This is a genomic window from Candidatus Stygibacter australis, from assembly GCA_030765845.1.
Lineage (GTDB): Bacteria > Cloacimonadota > Cloacimonadia > Cloacimonadales > TCS61 > Stygibacter > Stygibacter australis.
Map to the genome: position 1 here is coordinate 1 of JAVCDJ010000253.1, position 18804 is coordinate 18804.

An 18804-nucleotide genomic window follows, 5' to 3' on the forward strand; every position below is an offset into this window, starting at 1 on the left:
TTTCACCGGCATACTTGGTGGCAGCGAGGGGAGTGATCAGCAGCAGTAATAGTGCAGCAAAAATCACTTTTCTGGATGTACAGCTAAGTTTTAATGACATCTACATAACTCCCTATAACCTTTTTGACAGGACCATCATCAAATTTGATGGTGAGCTTGGCATCTCTTCCTTTTCCATCAACGTCTAAAATTCTACCAAATCCAAAATTGACATGTTTGATTTTTTGTCCAATCTTAAAATGCTTTTCTGATTCCAGGATAACATTTATAGTCGTTTTGGGCTTGGTTCTTGCTGGTCTGGAAGGTGTGAGGTAGGCATGAGGATCATACCTTTGTTCATCAATATAGTCAGGATCAAAATCCTGAATGAATCTGCTGGGCATGGTTACGTCCACCCCAGTAGCCATTCTTCGCCACCGTGCAAGCGTGATGTGCACGGTTTTTCGGGCACGGGTAATAGCTACATAGAGCAATCTGCGTTCTTCTTCCAGCATGAATTGTTCTTCCAGAGAGCGATAATGCGGCAAAACTCCATCTTCCAATCCCACGATCATCACATGGTCAAATTCCAATCCCTTGGCATTGTGCATAGTCATCAGATTAACTCTGTCCTGCGAATCATCATTAGTATCGAGATCTGTCTGAAGAGTTGCAGAAGCCAGATATTCCGCCAAATCAGGTTTTCCATCATTATCTCTGATAAATTCCTGGCTGAATTCTTTCGCTGAGATCATCAATTCACAGATATTTTCATAACGACTTTGAATTTCGGGGTCTTGAAAAGATTTCTTTTTAGAGATATCCTTTTTCTTTTCCAGACCATATAGCTTGCCTAAGCCAGATTTTTGCAGCAGCAGCCAGGTAAGATCAAAAATGGAAAGTTTCTCGCTGGCATCAAGAATTTCCAGCCAGAGAGTTTTGAATTCTGTTGTGAGTCTTGCCGGGCGTGTACCCAGAAAGGGATAATCTCCACTTAAGATGATATAAGCCATAGTATTTTCGCTGTCTATAGCAGCTTTTGCGATTTTCTCAAAGGTGGATTTGCCTAATCCGGGAGTAAGCAGCAGTGCTCGATGGAGGCTTTCCTGATCATCGGGATTGATTATCATGCGCAGGTAGCAAAGGATGTCTTTGATTTCCTTACGCTGATAGAAATTCACTCCTCCAAAAATACGATAGGGGATATTTTTCTGAACGAGTACCTTTTCCAGAATACGGCTCTGGGCATTTGTGCGATAGAGCACGGCACATTCTGAATAAGGTGATTTCTGCTTGAATTCAGTTATCAGTTCAGCGATATACTCAGCTTCACCGGGTTCATTGTCCAAAGCTACCAGATGAGGAATTTCATCCATGACAAGGTCAGTGTAAAGCTCTTTGCCATGACGCGAACTATTGTGCCTGATGAGGCTGTTTGCCAGCTTGAGGATATTTTCATGTGAACGGTAATTTCGCTCCAGTCTGATCTTGGTGACATTTGTGTAATCATTTTCAAAATTTAGGATATTCTTGATCGTGGCACCACGCCAGGTATAGATAGCCTGATCATCATCACCAACTACACAGATATTCTGGTGATCTTTTGCCAGATGATGAATGATCTCAAACTGAGCATAATTGGTATCCTGATATTCATCGATCATAATATACTTGAATTTTTTCTGCCATTTAAGCCGGACAGTTTCATTATCTGCCAGAAGATAGGCCATGTGCATAAGGATATCATCAAAATCCAGGGCATTCTGGGCTTGGAGATATTCCTGATAACGAGTATAGATGCGCAATACTTCCTTTGTCCAGGGATTATATTCATTGAACTCCCAGAACTGCTCTGGTTTCAGAAGGTTGTTCTTCTGGCGGGAAATAACACTGCGAACAGCCTGAGGTCGGAATTTTTTGGAGTCAATATTCATATCTTTGATGATCTTTTTAATCAGGTTCTTTTGATCTTTTTCATCAAAGATAACATAATTGGAAGAAAAAGGCAGATTAGCAGCTTCAAAGCGGAGTATTTTGCCAAATATGGAATGAAAGGTGCCTACCCAGAGACTGGTACTATTTAGTTTAAAGGTTTCTGATAACCGATTACGCAGTTCACGGGCAGCTTTATTTGTAAAAGTAACGATCAGCAGGTTCTCTTTTTTTACCTTACCGGAGGCGATCAAATAGCCAGCGCGATAGATAATACAACGGGTTTTTCCTGTACCAGCTCCAGCAAGTACCAGCAGTGGTCCTTCAGTAGTGGAGGCAACCTGTCTTTGAGCAGGATTTAGATCATCAAGAATATCGTCTGCTACCATGTTTTGGGACCAGAGCGCCAACCCTCCAGTCTTCTATCCCCAACCCAGCGATAGGCGGACATTTCATAGTAATACCAGTTGCCTGCGATTATCTGAGTATCAGTGAAATTCTCGAAAGCTCCAGAATTAAGCTGATCATTATCAATGCGCACATAAGCACCGTCTATGGAAAGGCAGCGGTAGATATAATAGCCGTCAGCATCAGATTGAGAAGCCCAGGTGATCTCAATCTCATTGGAAGAGCTGTGTGAAATATTGATCCCGATCACTTCATTGGGAACTTCAATATCATTTGCAACCGGATCAAGAGGATTTGAGCGATCTAAGGCGCAACTGCCAAGAAAAATAACCAGGGAAATTAATAATATTATCTTTTTCATGATCAAAACCTGTAAGTTATGCCACTGGGAGTGACAGAAAGTTTTTTGTTATGGTAATCAAGATAGATCTTTTGCCATAACTCAGTATTATATTCATCAATCACCAGAAAGGTGTCATATATATTATAAACCCAAACCATAAGTCCCAAACCGAAAAACAACTGGCTGTTTCTCCAGGGGATTTTGGTTTTTTCATAGTAATCTTCCAAATCTCCGATATAATTAGAGTTTTTGTATTTATCATAATAATTCATTGCCTGGTCATAATAATAGAAGCTGGAAACAAAGAGGCTACCTCAAGTCCCAGGATGATCTGTCCTTTAGCATATTTACCGGCGGAGAAATGAGTCCAGCCGGGCACCAGAGCAGATTTGAAGATCTTGTTCCGATAACTGAACTTATTCATTTCATATACCTGAAGCAGCTTTTGACGCTGCTGGAGATCAAGACGCGATTGTAATTGCTCTTTGGGGGAATTCCAGTTGTATCTGGCGGGGTCAGAGAATTTTTCCACATCAAATCTCTGAGCAATGAGAGGAGATACGATTAACACCAGAATTAAGAGTGCTATAATATTTTTATATGACATATTTTCCTACTTCATCATGTTTTCGGAGTCTTTGTTCAGGGGAGAAATTGTCCTGTCGATGAGATTTACTCTCCAGGCAAAATAATTACTTTCCGAAGGGCTGAAGATATCTATCCTGACCTCGAAATTGAACTCTCCATAAGAATAAACCGCTTTCCAGTCGCTGCTGCTGACCTGATCACCAAATTCCTGCACCATGCCAGCGAGTTTTTTATCTACATTTCTTTTAATAATACTTTTCTTGTAATCCCTGATAATTTCCAGAGCGAAAGTACTGGGATTAGATTCGGCTCTGATATAATTATCCATTTCCTTGCTCTTATTATCAGCAAGTTTTTTGCTGGATAATTTATATGATTCCTGATACAGTTCTTTAGCTTTTTTATATTCTTTTCTGTTTTCCTGTTTTTCTGCCTGAGCAAAAAGGCTGTCTGCCTGAGCAAATCTGCGATGCTGTTCCCGTGCCTGGTCGATTTTTTCCTGGGCAAGAGCGTCATCAGGGATCGCCAGAAAACTCATCTGATAAGATGCAATAGCTTTTTCTATCTCACCACTATCCAGAAGGCCATCACCTGTTGAAATAAATTCATCACGCACTTCAGTTTTGATGTTTTCTGTATCTTCCTTCAACGCAGAATCATTTGTCACTGCCATGGCAAAATGTTCTCGCATTAAGACATATTCCTTTTTCTCCAGATCACTCATCGCCCATTGATAATATGATAAACCAATTTCCTGATATATCTCATCTCGATAGCTGGTAGGATAATCAGCATAAAGCTGAAATTCTGCTATTGCTGCCTGAAATTCTCCATTACTACGGATATTGCGTGGATGCTCCAGAAACCAGGGGATCAAAGGATTGATAACTTCTGTAGCTGAAACCGATGGCGGTGAATCAGGAAATTCATCCCATAATTTCCGATAATCTAACCAGGCAGAAACACTTTGATTTTTAAGCAGATAGAGATCAATCCTGTTTCTCAGCATCAATGGAACCAGTTCAGAATTTGGAATGTAATCAATCACATAATCGTAGTGCTCGAACTGTTCATCAATACTATCAGCTTCAGCAGCCCTGAGAGCCAATTCAAGATGCACATTATCTGCCAGTTCATCTGCCTTATCGGAATTTGCCAGAAACAGAAGACGGTCAGCGAGAACCCAGTTCTTTTTGGAATATGCCTGCATGCCCAGTTCATAATAACAATTGCTTCTTTCCAATTCGGCTATAGTCTGCTCTGCGGAGTGATGATTCTTCTGGATATATTTATCATATAGCATAATAGCCGGCACGTAATTACCCTCACTGGAATATCGACGGGCATCTTTGAATTTATCATTGGAGGCGCATCCTGCAAGCAATAATAAAACAATGCACCAGATTAATATTTTAAAATTTAATTTCCTGATAATCATCCGCTTTCATTACATTCTGATAGATTCTGGTTTTTAAAAGGTTTTCAAGTTCAATACTTATTCCATGCGTTAAGATAACAATCGAATCGCTTTCGAACAGCTCTCGTATTTGTGAAGCAGGTGGATGCAGGGCATCTACGATATAAATATCTGCTGATCCTGTTTGAGATATTAGCTTTGGGACATTGCTGATATCAGATGTATAAAGCAGTTTCTGCTCATTTCCCTGAAGCAGAATGGAATAAGATTTAAGAGTATTTGGCAGGTCATGTTCCTGCACAAACTTCCTGTATTGTTTAAGATGATCATTTTCAAAAACCTGAACAAACTCAAATTGTTCAGATACACGATTGATATTTTTGATATTTAATCTAAACGGCAGCTTATCCGGGAAGAGATAAAACATCTCCAGAGAGTGAAAGAAATCCTCTTCTCGTTCTGGAAGATAGATCACGAGATCCTTTTTCCTTTTTGTGATATGAAAAAGCTGGATCATCATATATATCCCGGCTACATGATCTGGATGAAAATGAGTTATCACAATTCCATCAAGATGTTCAGGATGAAATTTATAGCCGGCATAAGTTCTGGCAGCAGGTTCTCCGCAATCCAGCAGCAGATTTGTCTGCCTGCTTTGCAACAGCAGACTACTGTGATTTCGAGTGGGATCAGGCAGTCCAGATCCGCTCCCCAGAATATTTATTATCACTGCTCTTCCTGTTTAACCGGATTTTTTAATTGATTATACGGTATCACAACTGGTATCTTATCAAGCTTTCTACCCAAAAAGATAAATACAACTGCAAAGAGAATAGTAGAGAAAACCAGCAGAAGAGTAGAATTCATTTGCAATACCAGAATAGTAGCCAAAACCAGAATTATATTGATTATATATACAAATACAGCAGTAACCTTTGTGGAACCGGTTACATTGCCAATTCTGTGAGTGCTGTGGTCTTTGCCACCCTGTGAAATGCGTCTTCCGTCTCTTCTGCGCGTATAACTCACCAGCGTAATATCAAATATTGCAAAACTCAATAGCAATACCGGGATCAGAAACCAGATATGATTACCTTTACTGTGCGCCATCAGGTTTCCGGTAAGCAGTCCCATTGTGGATAAAAAATAACCAATGAACATGCTCCCTGCATCACCAAGAAATATTTTGGCAGGATTGAAATTATGCGGTAGAAATCCCAGTACAGAACCTGCAAATGCCATGGACATTAGTCCGATAATACTTGTTAATTGAGCGATCTCAGGGGTTTTGGATATAAAGCTGATTGCATAGAATCCCAAACCTAATATCCCGCTCATCCCTGCAAGTACTCCATCCATATTATCCAGAAAATTAAAAGCATTCATCAACCCGATCATCCAGAGCAATACTATAGGAATGCTGAACCAGATTGGACCAAGTACACTGAACATATCATTTGAATACATAAAGATCAGGCAGGCAGCCAGTTGTCCTAACATTTTGGGAACGGGTTTCATTCCATTTCTGTCATCAATGATCCCCACCACCAGAATTAGAAATGCTCCTACCAGATAGCCGATCAATCTCATACTCATTGCATGCAGATTCAAGGCTATCACAACTGTGACCAGTAACAGGAAACCAATGAATACAGAAACTCCTCCCATAAGCGGTACAGCCTTCTTATGCACCTTTCGCGCACAGGGATTATCGACAAAATTCCACTTTAATGCCAGTTTTATTATCTGGGGTGTGAGACTGTAAACTGTCAGAAAACCCAGCACAAATACAGCGAAGTACTTATATACTATATTCATCTATTCCTTCTAATATCTAATTTACTGGTTGTTTCACGGATAGCTTTGATTTTGTCAACAGTAAAAAAAACTAATCTCCTGGAATCTGCTTCCACTCTATAATATTACCCCTGTTTAACATCCAGCGAGGGTCAAAATGTTCCTTAATATTTTTAAAAACTGTCAGTCCTTCCTCTCCATACATCAGTCTTAATAAGTCACGTTTTGTTTTACCAATCCCATGCTCTCCAGAAACGCTTCCCCCCAGCTTCACAGCAGCTTCTGCCCAGCTTTTCACTAGTGCTTTCCCTGCCTGCCAGCGCTGATGATCTTCGGGAAGAATATTTGTGTGAAGATGGTTATTACCGATATGACCAAATACAATAACTCTCCAACCCTGCTCTTCCGCCTGGCGATATAATTTTAAGATCTGGCCTAAACATCCTGCCGGCAGTGCAAGATCAGTACTGATCTTGCTGATGCGGGGATCATCTTTCCTGATCTTATCAAGTTCTTTATTGATAGCTTCGGGAACAGCATGACGGAATTCCTTAAAATGCTCTATACCTGCTTCCGTATCTATAAACCAGCAGTCAGTTTCTCCAGAACCAAATTCCTCTGCCCGGTCACCAGCAGTAAAAATAGCATTTTCCAGGATATCTGCATCATCACCCTCAAATTCATAGTAAATGGCAAATTTCCAGCTATCCTGCAATTCCGGAAGTGATTCCCATAATTGCCGATTGTCTCGCAGCAGTAATAAGGCATTATTATCAAAATATTCTATTGCTGATGCTCTATATTCCAACAACTTCAATACCTCACAAAAATCTATAACCGCTGGCTCATTATTAAAAAACTGCAAGACACCCCAGCAATGCGCAGGCCTGGGAATCAATTTGATCTCCAGTTCAGTAATCACAGCCAAAGTACCTTCTGCTCCTATATATATGTCAAAATCGCGAGAGTCACCTCCCAGATAGTAACCCGTAGCATTCTTTACTCCCTTTGCAGGCAATCTGATCTGCAAATCTGTAAGATTTAACTTGTTTTGTTGCTTTTGCATATCGATTGTTTTGAGCATTGAAATCCACTTACGCGTAGCTCCGTATTTATAACTTCTTGCTCCAGATGCATTACAAGACGCCATTCCTCCCAAAGAAGCACTGGTCTCAGTAGGGTCAGGAGGAAATATATATCGACGCGCTCGAGTAAACTCCTGCCAGACAGATTTTTCTTCAGCCGTCCAGCCAGATGTATCATATTGCCGGCTGTTTAGCACTTCCCGCAGCTCAGCAAGTTTCAACCCAGGCTCGCATCTCAGGTGATAATTTCCTTCAGCATCCTGCCGGATACCCTTGATCTTATTCATTTTTTCCAGATTAAGGATCATACCACTCTTAGGAACACTGCCTCCAGTTATCCCTGTTCTGCTGCCCTGGATCGTAAGAGCAAGTTCATGCTTACGGCAGTAGTTCACTGCCTCCTGAATATCAGCTTCTGATCTGGCAAAAACCAGATATTCTGCTTTTCCACTTAAGCGCGATTCATCATGCAGATATTCTGCCAGTTCACTCTTAGATTTTATTATTTCCATATCAGCTAAAAACCAGTAATATCCACCAGAAATGTCAACCAGTTCTTCTTGCAAACAGTATTTTCTTCGTAGAAGATAGCTATTTATAGAAATGATGATGACACGATATTCCCAACTAAGCAGGGGTTCTGTACTGAACTCAGGACAGGATTTCTGGCGACCGTATAATCCCGGCATTATCCCTGGATAAAGTCAATCTCTGTCGTCCAGGACTCCTGCCCCGGGTACGGTTCATCCCGATAATCGGGACTGACTTAGTTTGATAATTTTTATGGTCTGCAAAGTTTTTCCTTGCCTAAGATTACCTTTGTAAAAGTATTGTTATTAAGGGAAAATTACTTGTGTTCAGGGGGTAAAATGAGGAAAAGATTAGGAATTTTAGTCTGTTTACTGATGCTGTTTGTGAGTCTTCAAGCAGCAACAGAATATTATCTGGAAATTGACCTTTCGAGTAAACCGGATATCGAAAAATTATCTCGCATCATATCAATCCATAAATTCTCCGATGGTAAACTTCTTGCTTATGCCAATGAAAATGAACTTGCAAAATTAGCTGAGTCCGGCTACAATTACAGAATATTACCGCATCCTTCAGACGGATATATCGCAGAAATGGCAACAACCAAAGAACAGATGCGGGACTGGGATTATTATCCCACTTATGACGTATATCTTGATATTATGGATCAATTTGCCGAGGATTATCCGGATATTTGCGAAATCATATCCATTGGACAGAGTACCGAGGGTAGAGAATTGCTAGTGGCCCATATAGGAGATGATCTGGGCAGTAATGATAATGAGCCGGAATTTTACTATACGGCTCAGATACATGGAAATGAGCTGGTTACCAGTATTTTGATGCTGCACTTGATAGATGATATGCTGCAATCTTATGGGAGTGATCCCCGTATTAATAACATAATTGATGAGATAGATATTTATATCAATCCACTTGATAACCCGGATGGTTTATATGCAGGTGGTAATAATACTGTGACAGGAGCTACGCGCAGTAATGCCAACGGAGTTGATCTTAATCGTAATTTCCCTTGCTTTGAAGATGGACCTCATCCCGATGGCAATGAATATCAGGTGGAAACACTTTTGCAGATGGATTTCGCTGCTGAACATAATTTCGTGATGAGTGCAAATCTGCATAGCGGAGCTGAAGTTGTGAATTATCCCTGGGATACCTGGAGCACTCTGCATGCGGATGATGACTGGTGGCAAATGGTGAGTCACACCTATGCTGATGCCGCTCAGGCTGATTCTCCCGCAAGTTATTTTAATGGATTTAATGACGGTATCACTAATGGTTATCAATGGTACACTACAGCAGGTAATCATCAGGATTATATGAACTGGTATCATCACTGTCGCGAAGTCACCCTGGAGCTTAGTGATGTGCAGATGCTCAATGCTAACCAGTTATTAGATCATTATGACTGGAACAGGGAATCTCTCCTGCGCTATATGGAAGAGTGTTTATTTGGTATCAGGGGAATTGTGAATAATGCTGGCTGTTTGCCACAATTATCTATGGTCACAATTCTTGATCATGATATGGATCACAGTGAAGTTTATACTGACCCGATAAGTGAAAATTACCATAGACCTATTTTTGCTGGGACTTATGATATGCAGTTTTCTTCCTGGGGGTTCACCAGCCAGATAGTTACTGATGTATCTGTAGCAACAGATGACGTCGTGGAAATGTCAGCAACTCTGGAACTGGCTGAATTATGTTCCATAAATGGAACCGTGCTGGATGAATCATCAGGGCTGCCCATATTCGGAGCCTGGGTGGAACTTCCGGACACTCCTCTGGAAGAAGTGATGACTGGCAGCGATGGCAGTTTCTCCATCAGTGATATTCCCGTAGGAGACTATGTGATAGATGTTTATGCCTCAGGTTATATTTCAGATGCCTATAATGTCACGCTGGAAGCAGGAGCAAATGATCTGGAATTTGTTCTGGTACCCTCTGAGGCGATCAGTTTTGAATCCGGTGACCTGCCCACTCAATACGATTTCAGTTTCAGTGGGAATGCTAACTGGTTTGTAGCAGATGATAATGCTCATAATGGATTATTTTCTGTTCGCAGTGGTGATATTGATGATCGGGAAGTTACCAGATTGCATCTTGAAGTGGAGCTCGTAGAAGATGGTTCAGTGTCTTTCTGGAAAAAAGTATCATCCGAGCAAAATTATGATTTTCTGCGTTTCTATATTGATAATGCTCTGCAAAATAGCTGGAGCGGTTCCTCTGACTGGTCAAACCATAGTTATAACCTCACATCCGGTGAACACTCCTTTACCTGGGAATATGATAAAGATACTTCTGTATCCAACGGCTCAGATTGCGGCTGGATAGATGATATATTGATTGAAGGTTTGCCTGAAGTAGCAATCGTGTATGGTGATGTGGATGATAATGGTGAGATAGGAGCTTATGATGCTTCTCTGGTGCAACGCTACTTTGTGGAAATGAATCCGGGACCTTCTGCTCCTCTGCCTTGGGCTTACTGGCGCATGCTTAGAGCTGATGTGGATGCAAATGGCAGTATTGAAGCTTATGACGCATCTTTGATCCTGCAATATTATGTGGGAATTATCGATCATTTCCCGGTAGAAGATTAAATAGATAGCTGTTTTTGGGCAAAAAAATACGCGGCAGGAAAAATGGTGATAAAACCTGCCGCAAATTAAACCAGAATCTGACTTTTATATAAACACTTTCTGTTCCATTCAGAATTTATTTTTTGCTGATCAGCTATATCCGCTTATAAATAGAGATTATAGAGCAGTAATATTTTTTTAAGACGAATAGAAATTTTGTGATTGAGCGCTATTTCATCATATTATGCTCGATATCGCACGTTGATTATCGCACATTTTTTCCCCGGGATCTGAAGCTTATGACGCATCTTTGATTCTGCAATATTATGTGGGAATTATAGATCATTTTCCGGTAGAAGATTAAATAGATAGCTGTTTTTGGGCAAAAAAATATGCGGCAGGAAAAATGGTGAAAAAACCTACCGCAAATTAAACCAGAATCTGACTTATATATAAACACTTTCTGTTCCATTCGGAATTTATTTTTCTCTGATCAGCTATATCCGCTTATAAATAGTGAATATAGAGCAGTAATATTTTTTTCAGACGATTAGAAATTTTGTGACTGAGCGCTATTTCATCATATTATGCTCGATATCGCACGTTGATTATCGCACAAAATATTTTAGTGATCATAATCATGATCTAAGTGTAATTATGTGATGTTATCCGATAAATATAATCCTGATAGTAATTTAAAGAAATAAAAAAGCGGAAGGAAAATGATGGGAACCCTCCGCTTTCATATCGTAAGAAGTTAACAACTATCTATCATACAATTATTGTACCATATGAAAATATAAATTCTGAATATTTAAAAAAAATAATATTTAAATTTCGTCAGTGTAAGGATATGGAGAAACGAGAAAAATCACACCCCTGATCTCAATGATAGCGTTGTAAAGTGCAAAGGTTTTCACCTCTTCTTCAACGCGATAATCTACTTCAATGCGGATAAACTTAAGATTACCCACATTAATATTAACAAACATCATGCGGATAGCCATAATATCAATTTTCCAAAGCGGATAGGATCTGAGCACTTCATTCCATTCCCTCAGAAAGATTTTGTGCCCATCCTTGATGAAATAATTCATCAATGGGTAGGGAAAAAGTTCGTCATTATCATGGAGAGCTCTTTTTAATGAGCGATTACGATCTCGAGGAGTTGTTCGGTATTTATCCGTGGTCTGCAGAAAAATTGAGCTGTAAAATGATTGCAGGTTATCCAAAGTACGGGGATTATTAAATTTAAGAAATCTACGCAAAAAAGATAATACACTGATAGTCAGAAAGAAAATAACAACACCTGAAACTATTCTGGCTACCAGATAACGAGGGTTACCCTGTGGTGCTGGCACCATAATAAAAACTATTATTAAAAGCAGTGCAGCTATTGATTTCTTTACAGCTTTCTGAATGTCTGATTTCAGAGAGATTGACCTTTGAGTTTCAAAGTTAAATCTCATATTCAGGGTCTGTACAAGATGCGAACTGCAAAGTTCTTTAAGATGCTTAATTTCCATATTTTTTCCCTAATCTAAAGATGGAGAAATATTTATATCCTGTCAAGAGAAAAGAAAAGTATCATCAATTTATTCACCAGTTAGGTATAATATAAAACCCGTTAAAAGTAAAAATATTCTACTGACAACGGGTTCTAATTTTATTCAGCTATAGTCATCAAAAACTTAAAAGAGACTATATGAGAGATTAACTCCCAGGTTTTCCTGATAGCGCGTTTCGTCGAGTACTTCCTTGTCATACAGCATTTCAAAATAAAGCTTCAAACCTATATAAGAATTAAATTTAAAGGTGAGTGTATTTTTAAATTCCACATCCATTGCTTTCCAGTTTTCATCTGGGTCATCGACATCATCTACTGAAGACATCAGTGCCTGATAAAGACGCAATGTGCTGGTGAATTTACCCATCTCTGAAGGGATCTTATGCCAGTAACTGAGCAGCATTTCTGCACCTGCATTACTTTGGCCGTCATAATCAGAATTCTGATTGATGATATTCTTATATGCCCCACCTAATCGTGTTTCCAGGTTCTGCATATCCTTATTTATCAGGATCTTTTGAGCACCAAGACTCAATGTTAGGATATTAGGATTAATATAAAAAGTTTCTTCTGGATCAGTTTCATCAACGTAATTACTCTCCCAGCGGAATGCCAGATAAGGATCTACGAATTTCTGCAGCGTGAAACTGAGCATATTCTCATAATCGATCACGTCAGTTGAGATCGTTGGCTTTTCCCAATGCAGGTCTCCCATATCATCAGGCACCTGATTATGAGTTTGTCCAAAAGATAAGATTAAGGTATTTTTGTCATAAAGCATGGCATTAAGCTGCTTTTCCATGATAAAATTAAAGCTGGCAGACCAGGTTACATTCCCGATCTCAGTACCAGCCCAGTTATCCGAGTAATAGGATTGACTAAGCATCAAATTGAAGTCTCCGGTTTTCTTCCAGCCTTCCGCACTCAGACTGACTGCAAGGATCAGCAGTAATATAATAATGGTTTTCTTCATAATTTTCTCCCTGTTTATTTTTTGAGATTAACGTCAACCTGCTGAAATGGAATAACTATTCCAGCTTCATCAAAGGCATTTTTCACTTGTTCCATAAGGTCAAAGTGAATATCCCAGTAATGAGCAGATTCTCCCCATACCCGTACTGTAATATCCAGCGAACTGGCAGCAAAATTGCCTAATCTGATAAAGGGTGCTGGATCCTTCAAAGTATATTGATGTTTATCGATCACATCAGCGATGATCTGCTTTGCCTTCTCGATATCAGTATCATAATCTACGTTGAATACCAGATCTACTCTTCTAGTTGCTTCAGCAGAAAAATTGGTGATATTATTATTGGAAACATTACTGTTTGGCAGAATGATCCGCTTATTATCCGGTGTGTTCAGGATCGTATTAAAGATAGAAATCTCCTTCACGGTTCCCATGATCCCGCCGGTTTCGATGAAATCACCTATTTTATAGGGCTTGAGCAAATTGATCAGCACACCGCCGGCAAAATTTGCCAGACTGCCCTGCATCGCCAGACCAAAAGCCAGTCCCATGGCACCAATAAGAGTGATAAAAGCGGTCATTTGAATGCCCACGATAGTGGCACAGGTGACAAAAAGCAGGATTTTGAGACCAAAATTTAGCAGTGATATTATGAATTTCCTTAGCGTAACTTCGACATTTGAACGGGTCATTCCCTTTTTCACAAGTTTAATGATCAGTTTGATGGCAAATAATCCGACCGTCCAGATTATTACTGCGACAACAAATTTTCCACCATACTTGATAATCAGATCCATGAATTTTTCCCAGTATAACTGGATATTTATATTCTCCATGAAAATCCCTCCTTGAAATTATATAATATATATAAATAATAAATAAATAACATATAATAGCAAGATATATTATCCTGCAAAGAATTTGAAAGCTTGACTAAAGACGGTGAAAGACTGGAATGTCTACATAAAATTACAGGTTTGCGGAGGAATTAATGCGAGTACTTCACACCTCTGACTGGCATCTGGGGCGTTCATTATATGGCAAAAAAAGATATGCTGAATTTGAAGCTTTTTTGAACTGGCTTACGGAGCTGATAGACAGCCAGTCAATTGATATACTGCTGATCGCTGGAGACATCTTTGATACCAGCACTCCCAACAATAGAGCTCAGAAATTATATTACAGATTTCTCTGCAAAGTGAATTCTATCTGCAAACACATTGTGATAATTGCCGGCAACCACGATTCACCTTCCTTCATCAATGCTCCTCAGCAGCTTTTAAAAACCTTGAATATTCATGTGAAAGGAGAAACGGATGAAAACCCCACCGATGAGGTGTTCATGCTTAGTGATGCAGAGGATAGTCCCCTGGCAATTGTGTGTGCTGTCCCCTATCTGCGAGATAAAGACCTGCGTCGTGCTGAAGCAGGAGAAAGCCAGGAAGATAAAAGTGCAAAATTGATCGCAGGATTGAGCGAGCATTATAAGACTGTTGCAGAAACTGCTCTGGAATACAGGCAGACTGCCGGAGATATTCCTATCATCGGCATGGGGCATCTCTTTACTGCCGGAGGTAAAACTATTCAGGATGATGGCGTTCGTGAGCTCTACGTAGGTTCTCTGGCACACATAAACACGGAGATTTTCCCCGAATGCTTTGATTATCTGGCACTGGGTCATTTACATATAGCTCAGCCAGCCAGTAATATAGATCATTTCCGTTATAGCGGTTCTCCCCTGCCCATAGGTTTTGGTGAAGCAGAGCAGGATAAAAAGGTGCTGATAATAGATTTTCAAGGTAGAACTCCGCAAATCCAGGAATGCATTGTCCCCAGATTTCAAATTCTTAAGCAAATCAAGGGAGATATTGATGAGATCATAACTCAGATCAATATTCTAAAAGAGAATAATTCCCTATCCTGGCTGGAAATCATCTACAATGGTGCAAGTAGTGCCCTTAATCTGCGGCAGATAGTAGAAGATGCCGTGGCAGATACTGAGCTGGAAGTACTGAGCATAAAAAATGAACGGATCATGTCCCGAATACTTTCCAGTCCTGAATTGCATGAAACCCTTGATGACCTGAATGTAGATGACGTATTTACCCGCTGCCTGAAATCACATGATATTGCTGAAGAAGACCAGCAGGAGCTTTGGCATTGCTATAAAGCGATCCTGAAAGAGATGCAGGAAGAAGACCTTAACAGGGAATAGAATATTATGAAAATATTAAAGATAAGATTTGAGAACCTGAATTCGCTATATGGTGAATGGGAAATTGATTTCACCTCAACAGATTACACTGCTAACGGTATATTTTCAATTACGGGACCCACTGGAGCTGGTAAATCTACAATCCTTGATGCCATTTGCCTGGCTTTATATGGCAGAACTCCCCGCTTGAAATCTATCAATAAATCAGACAATCAGATAATGTCCCGCAATACCGGAGGCTGTTTTGCGGAGGTAACTTTTGAGACGGTAAATGGGAAATTCAGAAGCACCTGGAGTCAGCATCGAGCTCGTAAAAAGCCTGATGGTAGCCTGCAGGATGCCCGGCACGAGGTATGTGAAGCAGATAGTGGAACTCTTCTGGAATCCCAAAAGAGACAGGTTGCTACCCTTATTGAAGAAAAAACGGGCATGGACTTTGATCGTTTCACCCGTTCTACCCTGCTTGCTCAAGGTGGTTTTGCAGCATTTCTCCAGGCAAATCCTGATGATCGTGCCCCCATCCTGGAACAGATAACAGGTACTGAAATCTATAGTCTTATTTCACAAAAAGTCCATGAACGCTATAAAGCAGAAAACGAAAAACTTGAACTTCTTCTTGCTGCTACGTCAGGTATTGAATTGCTCAATCCTGAAGAAGAATCCCTGCTACAATCTGAGCTGAAAAACAAGCAAGAAGAAGAAATTAAACTGACAGGTTCCAGCAAAACACTCACAGCTTCTATAAACTGGCTGAACAAAATAGATACCCTGAAAAAAGAACTTACAGTTTTGGAAACTGAAACCCAGACTACTCAAAAAACATTAGATGACTTTTTGCCTGAAAGAGAAAAACTCCGGCTGGCAAATAAAGCTGCTGAACTGGATAGTCAATATTCCATCCTGCTTTCAAACCGGCAGCAACAAAAAAATGAAACTGATGATCTGGAGACTAAACGGCAGCAGTTACCTGAATTGCAAAAAACACATGAGCAAAAGACTAAAGATGTGAAAGCAGCAGAAACTGACCTGCAAAACACGAAAAAAGGACAGGAAACGGAACATGGTCTGATCAAAGAAGTTCGTGCCCTTGATGTCATTCTGGCAGAAAAACAACAAAATCTTGTTATAGCTCAGGAAAATGCTCAAAGACTTAAGATTCAGCTTACTGCAAATATTGAATTGCAGGAAAAAAATACCACTGACCAGGAACTACTCCAAATAGACCTTCAAAAAATATCTGATTACCTCAAGGATAATGCCAGCGATGAATCTCTTATTGCTGATTTTACAGGTATTAAAGAACAATTGAAAGCCTTGAAAAAATACTCCGATGAACTGCTGGAAAAACATAAAGAGCACCAATCACAAATAAAATCTAATGAAAAACATTCTAAGGCTTATGAAAAACTGTTTAAAGATAAATCACTGAATTTACAAGCACAAAAAGTCGCTAAAGATAATGTGAAAAAAAATAATATATTGCAGGATAATCTTTTAGCGGGCAAATTGCTGCGGAAATATCGCAATGAGTATAACACTTTACTACGTGAACAGGCTTTCTTGAACAAGATTGCCTCTCTGGAAACTGATCGTAAAAAACTGCTGGATAATAAACCATGTCCGTTGTGCGGTTCAACCCATCATCCTTATGCTTTAGAAAATGTGCCACAAATAGATGAAACTGAGAAAAAAATCCAAAGCCTCGAAACTCTGATCCATCAAGCTGATAAACTGGAAAAAGATATTAAAATCCTGCTGGATATTGAAAAAAACACCGATAAAATATTACACGAAACAGAACTCTCCTGTGCTCAGGCAAAGCAGCAGTTCGAAACCTCAAATGGTTCTATATCAACCCTTTTCAGTACTATCAATCTGGCAAAAACTGAAAAACAAAAACTGGAAGATATTACCCTAAAAAACCTGAAAAAATACGGTATCAGACAATTGCAGGAAACTAAGCTGAACTCCATCTTAAGCATATTACAGAAAAAAAAGGATAACTGGATAACTAAGCAGGAAAAGATAAAAGAATTTGATGCTAAACAAACCGGGATATCAAATGACAAACTTAAACTACTGTCAATACATACCGAAATGGAAAAACAGCAGAAAGATATTGATGATACTTTGCTAATCTGCCAGAATATTTATGATAATAAAAACACGGAACGCCAGAGTAAATATGGCATAAAAATGCCGGATAAGGAAGAGGCTCGCTGGAAATTGCTGGTGAAATCAGCGGAAAATAAACTGAAATCTTATAATGAAGAACTTCAAATTGCCACTGACAAACTGAAAGAAATTTCTACTACTATCTCCAATCTGAAGAAAAGTATAGATAATAGAGATAGCTCACTCCAGAAACTGGAACCTGATTTTGTTACTGTTATCCAGACTGCCGGGTTTAATAATGAACAAATCTTTCTGACAGCACGACTTTCTCCAGCAGAACGAAATGAAATGAGCAGTAAAGAACAACTGCTCGACCATAAAAATACAGAGATTTCTGCTAGAAACAAGGATTGCCAGAGTAAATTAGAAATCGAACAGGATAAAAAACTCACAATTATCGCTCTGGAAGAATTGCAGCAGAAAAAATCAGAGACTGATACCTTGATCAAAGAGCTTTCAGAAAAAATCGGAGCAGATAAACAGAAACTTAAAGATAATCAAACAGAAAAGGTTAAATTAAAGGGTAAGCAGCAGGAAATTGATGCTCAGAAAATGGAATTAAACCGCTGGAGAGCTCTTCATGACCTGATTGGTTCTGCTGATGGTAAGAAATTCCGCAATTTTGCCCAGGGTCTCACCTTTGAGATGATGATCGCCCATGCCAATCAGCAGCTTGCCCGGATGAGTAACCGTTATCTGCTGGTGCACGATAAAGCCAATCCCCTGGAGCTCAATGTGATCGATAATTTTCAAGCAGGTGAAGAACGCTCCACGAAAAACCTCTCTGGTGGTGAGAGTTTTCTGGTTAGCCTCGCTCTGGCTTTGGGACTTTCCCAGATGGCAAGTCGCAAAGTCCAGGTAGATTCACTCTTTCTGGATGAAGGCTTTGGTACTCTGGATGAAGATGCTTTGGAAACAGCTCTCGAAAGCCTGGCTAATCTCCAGCAATCCGGTAAACTGATTGGGATAATCTCTCATGTGTCAGCCCTCAAAGAAAGAATAAGCACCCAGATAAAAGTTTCCCCCCTTACAGGAGGAAGAAGTAAAATCTCAGGACCCGGAATTTCGGCTTAAAGGGCAAAAATTGGTTGCTATTTTGCTAGAATTTCATCAATCATTCTGATTTTTCTCCATTGTTTAATTCCAGAATGGATTCTCAACTTTGTCTTTAACCTTGAGAAGGTACCTTCCATG

Annotated in this window: 14 protein-coding genes; 3 read left to right on the forward strand and 11 right to left on the reverse strand. The window is 39.8% G+C overall.

The features are described from left to right. Positions 1 to 83 precede the first annotated feature (83 nt). From RAO94_12720 to RAO94_12755, 8 genes are all read right to left on the reverse strand, one after another. Positions 84 to 2300, reverse strand: coding sequence for a UvrD-helicase domain-containing protein (locus RAO94_12720; GenBank protein MDP8323203.1), 2217 nt, complete (start codon positions 2298 to 2300; stop codon positions 84 to 86). Then, entirely contained in the window at positions 2294 to 2680 is a 387-nt protein-coding gene (locus RAO94_12725) for a hypothetical protein (protein ID MDP8323204.1), read from the reverse strand. Before RAO94_12725 ends, RAO94_12720 begins: the two co-directional genes overlap by 7 nt. A 2-nt stretch (positions 2681 to 2682) precedes the next feature. Then, positions 2683 to 2934, reverse strand: coding sequence for a hypothetical protein (locus RAO94_12730; protein ID MDP8323205.1), 252 nt, complete (start codon positions 2932 to 2934; stop codon positions 2683 to 2685). After that, a complete protein-coding gene (locus RAO94_12735; GenBank protein MDP8323206.1) occupies positions 2931 to 3269 on the reverse strand; it encodes a hypothetical protein in 339 nt (112 codons plus the stop codon). The genes RAO94_12730 and RAO94_12735 overlap by 4 nt, the downstream gene beginning before the upstream one ends. A gap of 6 nt (positions 3270 to 3275) precedes the next feature. Next, positions 3276 to 4688, reverse strand: a complete 1413-nt coding sequence (locus tag RAO94_12740; protein MDP8323207.1) for a hypothetical protein — start codon at positions 4686 to 4688, stop codon at positions 3276 to 3278. Next, positions 4663 to 5397: an MBL fold metallo-hydrolase gene (locus RAO94_12745; protein ID MDP8323208.1), complete on the reverse strand. Its 735-nt coding sequence runs from the start codon at positions 5395 to 5397 to the stop codon at positions 4663 to 4665. Before RAO94_12745 ends, RAO94_12740 begins: the two co-directional genes overlap by 26 nt. Beyond that, a complete protein-coding gene (locus tag RAO94_12750) occupies positions 5394 to 6485 on the reverse strand; it encodes an MraY family glycosyltransferase (protein MDP8323209.1) in 1092 nt (363 codons plus the stop codon). Before RAO94_12750 ends, RAO94_12745 begins: the two co-directional genes overlap by 4 nt. 70 nt (positions 6486 to 6555) lie before the next feature. Further along, positions 6556 to 8238 carry an FAD-binding oxidoreductase gene (locus tag RAO94_12755; protein MDP8323210.1) on the reverse strand — a complete coding sequence of 561 codons (1683 nt, stop codon included), beginning with the start codon at positions 8236 to 8238 and terminating at the stop codon, positions 6556 to 6558. 180 nt (positions 8239 to 8418) lie between these two features. On the opposite strand from RAO94_12755, the gene RAO94_12760 reads away from it, so the two are divergent. After that, positions 8419 to 10704, forward strand: a complete 2286-nt coding sequence (locus tag RAO94_12760) for a M14 family zinc carboxypeptidase (GenBank protein ID MDP8323211.1) — start codon at positions 8419 to 8421, stop codon at positions 10702 to 10704. Between the two features lie 809 nt (positions 10705 to 11513). On the opposite strand, the gene RAO94_12765 is transcribed toward RAO94_12760, so the two are convergent. From RAO94_12765 to RAO94_12775, 3 genes are all read right to left on the reverse strand, one after another. Beyond that, the gene (locus tag RAO94_12765; protein MDP8323212.1) at positions 11514 to 12209 is read right to left on the reverse strand and encodes a hypothetical protein; all 696 of its coding nucleotides are present in this window, start codon (positions 12207 to 12209) and stop codon (positions 11514 to 11516) included. A gap of 165 nt (positions 12210 to 12374) precedes the next feature. Next, positions 12375 to 13223: a hypothetical protein gene (locus RAO94_12770; GenBank protein MDP8323213.1), complete on the reverse strand. Its 849-nt coding sequence runs from the start codon at positions 13221 to 13223 to the stop codon at positions 12375 to 12377. A 14-nt stretch (positions 13224 to 13237) separates the two neighbouring features. Further along, on the reverse strand, positions 13238 to 14056 hold the full coding sequence (locus tag RAO94_12775; GenBank protein ID MDP8323214.1) for a mechanosensitive ion channel: 819 nt from the start codon (positions 14054 to 14056) through the stop codon (positions 13238 to 13240). Between the two features lie 155 nt (positions 14057 to 14211). Between RAO94_12775 and RAO94_12780 the strand changes: the two genes are divergently transcribed. After that, positions 14212 to 15435: an exonuclease SbcCD subunit D C-terminal domain-containing protein gene (locus RAO94_12780; GenBank protein ID MDP8323215.1), complete on the forward strand. Its 1224-nt coding sequence runs from the start codon at positions 14212 to 14214 to the stop codon at positions 15433 to 15435. A gap of 6 nt (positions 15436 to 15441) precedes the next feature. Beyond that, positions 15442 to 18684 (forward strand): SbcC/MukB-like Walker B domain-containing protein, encoded by a 3243-nt coding sequence (locus RAO94_12785; GenBank protein ID MDP8323216.1) that lies wholly within the window; start codon positions 15442 to 15444, stop codon positions 18682 to 18684. The last annotated feature ends 120 nt before the right edge of the window (positions 18685 to 18804 follow it).

Coding starts and splice junctions, on each gene's coding strand:
- RAO94_12770 (MDP8323213.1), bottom strand. CDS start 13,223: ATGAAGAAAACCATTATTATATTACTGCTGATCCTTGCAGTCAGTCTG.
- RAO94_12780 (MDP8323215.1), top strand. CDS start 14,212: ATGCGAGTACTTCACACCTCTGACTGGCATCTGGGGCGTTCATTATAT.
- RAO94_12735 (MDP8323206.1), bottom strand. CDS start 3,269: ATGTCATATAAAAATATTATAGCACTCTTAATTCTGGTGTTAATCGTA.
- RAO94_12755 (MDP8323210.1), bottom strand. CDS start 8,238: ATGCCGGGATTATACGGTCGCCAGAAATCCTGTCCTGAGTTCAGTACA.
- RAO94_12760 (MDP8323211.1), top strand. CDS start 8,419: ATGAGGAAAAGATTAGGAATTTTAGTCTGTTTACTGATGCTGTTTGTG.
- RAO94_12785 (MDP8323216.1), top strand. CDS start 15,442: ATGAAAATATTAAAGATAAGATTTGAGAACCTGAATTCGCTATATGGT.
- RAO94_12765 (MDP8323212.1), bottom strand. CDS start 12,209: ATGGAAATTAAGCATCTTAAAGAACTTTGCAGTTCGCATCTTGTACAG.
- RAO94_12725 (MDP8323204.1), bottom strand. CDS start 2,680: ATGAAAAAGATAATATTATTAATTTCCCTGGTTATTTTTCTTGGCAGT.
- RAO94_12740 (MDP8323207.1), bottom strand. CDS start 4,688: ATGATTATCAGGAAATTAAATTTTAAAATATTAATCTGGTGCATTGTT.
- RAO94_12750 (MDP8323209.1), bottom strand. CDS start 6,485: ATGAATATAGTATATAAGTACTTCGCTGTATTTGTGCTGGGTTTTCTG.
- RAO94_12730 (MDP8323205.1), bottom strand. CDS start 2,934: ATGAATTATTATGATAAATACAAAAACTCTAATTATATCGGAGATTTG.
- RAO94_12720 (MDP8323203.1), bottom strand. CDS start 2,300: ATGGTAGCAGACGATATTCTTGATGATCTAAATCCTGCTCAAAGACAG.
- RAO94_12775 (MDP8323214.1), bottom strand. CDS start 14,056: ATGGAGAATATAAATATCCAGTTATACTGGGAAAAATTCATGGATCTG.